Source organism: Okeania sp. (assembly GCF_983059655.1).
Genome location: NZ_CEZPJD010000540.1, coordinates 1 through 5,469 on the forward strand (window position 1 = coordinate 1; position 5,469 = coordinate 5,469).

4 protein-coding genes and 1 pseudogene are annotated in these 5,469 nt (G+C 34.2%); 3 read left to right on the forward strand and 2 right to left on the reverse strand.

The genetic code is table 11. The features are described from left to right. Positions 1-1,683, forward strand: a 1,683-nt coding sequence (locus AC3DU7_RS23690; protein ID WP_488041757.1) for a glycosyltransferase family 39 protein, incomplete at its 5' end; no start/stop codon positions are given. Between the two features lie 191 nt (positions 1,684-1,874). Here the strand turns inward: AC3DU7_RS23690 and AC3DU7_RS23695 are convergent. Continuing rightward, complete coding sequence (locus AC3DU7_RS23695; protein WP_488041758.1) at positions 1,875-2,474, reverse strand: DUF4126 domain-containing protein; 600 nt, start codon at positions 2,472-2,474, stop codon at positions 1,875-1,877. Positions 2,475-3,462: 988 nt separating this feature from the next. On the opposite strand from AC3DU7_RS23695, the gene AC3DU7_RS23700 reads away from it, so the two are divergent. After that, complete coding sequence (locus AC3DU7_RS23700; RefSeq protein WP_488041759.1) at positions 3,463-3,798, forward strand: hypothetical protein; 336 nt, start codon at positions 3,463-3,465, stop codon at positions 3,796-3,798. 200 nt (positions 3,799-3,998) lie between these two features. After that, positions 3,999-4,940, forward strand: a pseudogene (locus AC3DU7_RS23705) (sigma-70 family RNA polymerase sigma factor); the annotation flags it as partial. Between the two features lie 115 nt (positions 4,941-5,055). Here AC3DU7_RS23705 and AC3DU7_RS23710 read toward each other — a convergent pair. After that, positions 5,056-5,250, reverse strand: a complete 195-nt coding sequence (locus AC3DU7_RS23710; protein WP_488041760.1) for a hypothetical protein — start codon at positions 5,248-5,250, stop codon at positions 5,056-5,058. Positions 5,251-5,469: the final 219 nt, after the last annotated feature.

Consider the following 5,469-nt stretch of genomic DNA (forward strand, 5'->3'; position numbering starts at 1 on the left):
CTCCGCTACAATTTTTGGGCAGACAAACCCGCTGACTCCATAGAAATATCCACTTTAGGTTACAGTCTCGGTCATAATTTTCTTGACATCCCCCTAGATCAAGTCATCACTTGGCAACAACTCCTCTCACCCCTGCGCTTGGACGCAACAACTCCCTACAGCGATGTCATTCACAACTTAATGACTGAAAGCACTCATCCCCCTCTATATTTTCTGCTGACTCACTTTTGGCTAAAAATATTTACCCCAGATGGAGAAATAGTATCATTAGCAGTAGGGCGATCGCTCAGTGCTTTGTTTGGTGTATTAGCTATTCCGGCAATATTTGCCCTTGGTTGCTTTGCCTTTCGCTCTCAGATAGTCGGACAAATAGCTGCTGCACTAATGGCAGTCTCTCCCTATGGGATCTATGTTGCCCAAGAAGCTCGTCATTACACCCTAACTATTCTCTGGATAATCATTTCTCTAGCTTTTCTCATCCAAGCAATACGCTGTATTCAACAGCAAAAAAAATTACCTTTATGGTTAGGATGTTTCTGGATAATAATTAATAGTTTAGGCATTGCCACCCACTATTTTTTTGCATTAACCCTAGCTGCGGAAGGCTTAGTTATGGGTTGGTTTTTGCTCAGGGATATCAAACAATTTTCTCAACGTTATTGGTGTCACATTTATATAGTTTGGTTGGGGAGTTTGGTTGGTTGTTTGGTGTGGTTGCCAGCAGTGACAGGTATTTCAAGTAATGATTTGACGAGTTGGATCGATACCAGTTATGACCTAGATGAAATCTGGCAACCTATCTTGCGTTTATTTGTCTGGGGAATAACAATGATATTTATGTTGCCAGTGGAGGGAACCAGTACTTTTATTAGCATCCTTTCTGGCGTAACAATGTTGTTAGTTTTTGTCTGGGTTTTTCCTGGTTTATGGCAAGGATGGAAAGTTGCGTTAGCCTCTCAATCAACAGGTCTTTCTATTCAGATATTAGGAGGATTTTTAGGGTTTGCAATCCTCATATTTTTCTTTGTAATTTATGGTTTAGGAAAAGACATATCTTTAGTTGCTCGTTATGGCTTTGTTTATTTTTCTGTGGTTTTATTGTTGTTAGCTTTAAGTATGGCTAGTTGTTGGGAAAATAATATTGATGAGAAAAAAACAAGAAGCAAACCATTTAAAAATATTCCCAAATTTTTCAGAGCAACAGGCAAAAAAGTTGTGGTCATAATATTAATAATGGGATTATGTGGAGCCTTAAGTGTAGTTACAAATTATGCTTATCAAAAATCACGACGAGCCGATTTATTAGCCCAAATAATTCAAACCAAATCTCAAGCTCCAATCTTGATTGCTATGAGTTATAAAACTCACTCAGAAATTCGTGCTTTAATGGCTATTGGTTTATATTTCCAACGTTTGGAAAAAAAGACTAATTTTCCAGCAAAAAACTTAGAATTTATTCTGGCAAAAAAACAAGAAAACTCAGCATTATTACCAGATTCAACAATTGCTAAAATATTGACAGAAAAAACCCGACCTTTAGACTTATGGGCAGTGAATTTAGAAGTAAATAAAAATGATTTAGAGAAATTCAACTGTTGGGAAAATCCTGGTGAAAATATTAGGAACAGGCAAGATGCTCATTCCACAGTTAATTATAGTTATGAACTATATAATTGTAGGTAAAATTAGGATAATAAAAATGAAATTATTTATAAGTCCAGTAGGTTGGGTTAAGCGACAGCGCAACCCAACAGATACCTACTTTTTTTTGGTTTATCCTAACGGATAAGCTCCGCTAACCTACGTCAACCCAACCTACATCATATCCCTAATTGCAAAAACAACTTCTGACAAAATTTCAACTGCCTATGGTGTTACTCTATTTCCGTCGGTGGTATTTCTGTATTATTTCTCTGCCTCAACTTTCGATGCAAAGTTTTGACCCCCGATAATAATAACCCAATCACCACAAATACAAGAAAAGCTGCGAACACTGGTGCAGAAATCGCCAAAATTGATAACACAGAGGAACTTAATAACTCCATTGTGGAAACTCCAGGATTTGCCAATCCCCCGGTGAGACTTGTAGAAGCTAATCTGGTAACGTCTGTTAAGCCTTGTACTGTTCCCGCAGCACCCCCTCCTACGACTGCAGCGATCGTCCACTGTAAAATTGGACTCATCTCAGTTACAAATGAACCTGTAATCATTGTACCTGCGATGACTGCTGTGGGAGTGGCGACAATATCTAGTAGCTCATCTACCCAAGGAATATAGTAAGCTGCAACTTCTAAAAATGCACCAACTCCGAAAGCTATTGTTGCTTGTGGGGTGCCTATCCAGGCAAAATCAGAAGACAGTTGTAAATTTCCTGACTGTGCTGCAATACTCATGACTAAAGGAGGTACAAATATGCGAAAACCACAAGCTGCACTTAAGCCTACACCTAGACAAATACCTAATAAAGTTTCCATAATTTTATTCCTAATTTTTCTTCATAAAAACTGTTAATTTTGCTGGTAATTATTGAATAATTATTCACTACTTCAATGTATTCTCCACTGATTGCAGATGTATAAATATATATTATCAATATTTACAGATTATATTTTAATATTAATGTTTAAAACTATTTTTAGACTAAATATAAATACTGCACTGTTCAAGATGCTAAGGTACAGTTTTACATTAAAATTTATTTCTTCTTACCTATTGCCATTACCCCAAGCGTGAAAAAAGAATACTACGAATAGTTTAGTCAGCTAAAGTAGTTTAAGTCATATGTACCCTTTACGCTTAATAGATTTGTTCATAGCAAAAAATGATAATAAAAGCTACTGATACTGACTACTGACTATTGACTATTGACTACTAGAAATAGTCCAAAGATTTGTAGCAAAAATTTATAAAATTGCCATTACCCCATAATTTTCATCTCATCCTGTATAAATAATCATCCTAACTTTTAAGCATTTCCTGCGGAATGCTGCGCAAACAGCTGATTGCTGACGGCTGAATGCTTACTTTGCATATAAATCAAGATGATAAAAATTTGACATCGCATTTTAAATATGATGGCGACGTATAATCTTGATTAATTACCTACAAACATCATAATATCAAGAATTTAAAAATAAAGCTTGACATAAAAAAAAATATATGGTATATAATTTAATTATAAATTCATCAAGCTCTTTAATGACAGTAATAGCTATGATTAAGCGCGATCGCTAATTATCCTAGACCGGAGTAAAATTTTGCTAGATTTGAATCTTTGAATAACAAGGAAAAAATAGGTAATCGTTACTGAAAAAATACAACTATCTATATATTCATCAAACACAAAAAAATTTTTCTTATAAATTTAGCAAACTCAAAAAAAACAGAAATAATAATGCTTTTAATCGCAATATATTAAACACTCAACATATTAGCGTAAATTAATTTTGGAGACAGACAATCGTGATAGGGCATTCATTAGAAATAGACGATCTAAAAAAAGTTAATGGCCCGAAAAAAATAGTAGCCCTGTTTGACAAACTTGGCTATAATCTACAACTGGAAAATTTAGAGATTGAAGAACTAGAATTACCAATTTCTTGCAGTGTATCTATTGATAATGTTTACAAAATTCATAGCTATGAAGAAAGTAACTTAGAAATATTTTTGTTGGAGTTGCTACAAGCAGAATTTAAAACAAACCGTAAACTTCAAGAAAAAATAATAACTATTTCTCAAAGTCTTCCTCAAAGCAAAAAAAAAAATTACTCATTTGTACAAATAACTACCATCAGTTAGTAATAGTTGCTCTTCAGACAGTAAAAAATATAAATATCAAAATTAAATGGTGGTTAATTGATTGTAAAAATCCTACTTATTATGATACTTACTGGCTAGAAAATATAACCAGAAATAATTGGGAATATACAGAAGAATTTATAAATAAGGAGCCTACTAAAAGTAGCTACGACCAAGATACAGAACCGCCAACCGCAACATTTACTCAAGACTCCATTCAACTTTATAACAAAGAAATTAATAAAATACCTCGCTTGCGTCCTGAGGAAGAAATTAATTTAGCCCATCAAATTGATGAATTATCAGCTTTAGAAAAAATCCGTGAAAATTTAGAGAAAAAACTCCAGCGATCGCCTAATGAAACAGAATGGGCGACAGCTGTAAAAATGAGTATACCAGAATTGCGCGATCGCCTCCAACAAGGTAGAGAGGCCAAAAATAAAATGGTGACAGCTAACCTGCGACTGGTGACATCAATTGCCAAACGATATCAAAACCGAGGATTAGACTTCCAAGATTTGATTCAAGAAGGTAGTTTAGGATTAATTCGTGCTACGGAAAAATTTGACCATACAAAAGGCTATAAATTTTCTACTTATGGTATTTGGTGGATTAGACAAGCTATTACTAGAGCTATTTGTGACTATTCTCGCATCATTCGCTTGCCAGTTTATCTCTATGAAACCATTTCTCAAATTAAAAAAACAGTTAAACAGATGTCAATGGAACCTTGTCTCTTAACTGCGGAAGAAGTCGCTACACGCATGGAAATGACAACAGAGAAATTACGATTTATTATAGAATGTGCTCAAGAAATGTTATCTTTAGATACTCCTATAGGCAAAGGAGAAAATACCATCTATCAGGAAACGATTGAGTTTGATGGAGAAACACCAGCAAAATATGTCTTTGAAAATTGTTTACAAGAAGACGTAGAAACTGTTCTTAAAACTTTAACTGAGAGGGAAAGAAATGTGTTACGAATGCGATTTGGTTTGGATGATGGTCAAGAAAAAACCCTGAAGGAGATTGGCGATCGTTTTAATTTAACGAGAGAAAGAATTAGACAAATAGAGGCAAAGGCATTGAAAAAGTTGGAAGATCCAAAACGTAATCGTATTTTGAGGGAATATATTCGTTAGAAAATAATGCGCTGCCACTACGCGGAAGTCAAAAGTCTTGATTTGTAATTGTTTTAGGATTTTGTTACAGGTCAGTTATTTCTGCCATCCTGCATTAATAATATCGACATGATGATTATTTTTGCTCGGGATGGTTGATTTCTTCTGTCTGAGATGGCTTTGTAGGATTTTTTTCAGTTTCAGTAGCTTGACTAGATTTCATTAAACCAGAACCATGCCACAGAAAACTGACAATCATTATTTTAGTTAATGCATTTAATTGCTCTAACTTTTCTTTGTTCATTGGTTGATTAATATTATTAGTTTGCATGAATTTTGAACTGATATTTATTTTTTATAAACATTTAACAAATCTTTCAACAGATATACTGATGAATCCGGTGAGGGTAATTACTTAATTTAGACAATTGATTATGTAGCGATCGGCTTTACTACTTAAGCTTTTCGGCGCACTTTGACATAATTAATTAAAGAAGCGGTCATTTCAGTTATCAGTTATCAGTTATCAGTTATCAGTTATCAGTTATCA